Raw genomic sequence first — 1,227 nt, 5'->3', positions numbered from 1 at the left:
CTAGTAGACTGTCAGCTTTGATTTGAGGGGTAATTTGGTTGATAATTTGAGCAGGTGCCCCTTCAACCAAAAATCATGGCAAAAAAGAAATATATCGTCTCTCTGACACCTGAAGAGCGAGAAGCGTTGGAGCAATCTACCAGCACTGGCAAAGCCCCTGCTTACAAAATGAACCATGCCCGGATTTTGCTCAAAGCCGACACGAATCAGGCGGGCGGTGGTTGGACGGATGAGACCATTAGCCAAGCCTTAGACCTTAGTGTTGCCACCATTGAGCGGGTGCAGCAGCGGTTTGTCGAAACCAACTTAGAGACAGCTCTCAGTCGGCAAGTGCAGCAACAACGCAAGCCTCGACGCTTAGATGGAGAGCAAGAAGCTCATCTGATTGCCATTACCTGTGGTGAAGTCCCTGAAGGACAGGCGCGTTGGAGCCTGCGTCTGTTAGCAGACCGGATGGTGGAATTGGAGTATGTCGAGAGTGTATCCCATGAGACCGTGCGTCAAACGCTGAAAAAAACGACCTCAAGCCCTGGTTGCGAGAATGCTGGGTGATTCCCCCCGAAGCGAATGCAACGTTTGTCTATTACATGGAGGATGTGTTGAGCGTGTACACCCGTCCCTACGACCCTCGTTACCCTGTGGTCTGTTTTGACGAAACGAGCAAACAGTTGGTCAAAGAAACACAAGTCCCTCTGCCGATTGAAGCGGGTCACCCGCCTCGATATGACTGCGAATATGAGCGCAACGGGGTTCGCAATCTATTTATGTTTGTCGAACCTTTAGCGGGTTGGAGACATGTGGAAGTCACCGAGCGCCGCACCAAGCAAGATTATGCTCAGCCAATGAAATACTTGGTCGATGAGCGTTACCCGGATGCGGAGTGGGTCACAGTTGTTCAAGATCAGCTCAACACTCATGACCCCTCAGCTTTGTATGCCAGCTTTGAACCCCAAGAAGCCAAACGTATTCTTGACAAATTGGAATTTCACTACACGCCTGTTCATGGTAGTTGGCTCAATATGGCAGAAACTGAACTCAGTGTTTTAGCCCGCCAATGTCTCGACCGTCGCATTCCCGACCAACCTGCATTGCAACGAGACACACTGGCTTGGGAACAGCGCAGAAATACGCAATTGCGAACGATAGATTGGCGGTTTACCACTGAAGATGCACGGGTTAAACTCAAACGGCTTTACCCCTCATTTCAACCTTGACAGTCCACTAGTT

1 protein-coding gene is annotated in these 1,227 nt (G+C 50.2%); it reads left to right on the top strand.

Annotation, left to right across the window (positions count from 1 at the left end):
• Positions 1 to 75: 75 nt before the first annotated feature.
• Positions 76 to 1,214, top strand: a protein-coding gene (locus tag ACKFKF_RS35080; protein WP_446871949.1) for an IS630 family transposase whose coding sequence is annotated in 2 segments (ribosomal slippage) — positions 76 to 511 and positions 511 to 1,214 — 1,140 coding nt in all. Because the reading frame shifts where the segments join, the coding sequence is not laid out codon by codon here.
• Positions 1,215 to 1,227 lie beyond the last annotated feature (13 nt).

The organism is Phormidesmis sp. 146-12 (assembly GCF_052939495.1).
The sequence above is the reverse complement of the archived record's forward strand: the minus strand, read 5'-3'. Positions and strand labels throughout refer to the sequence as shown.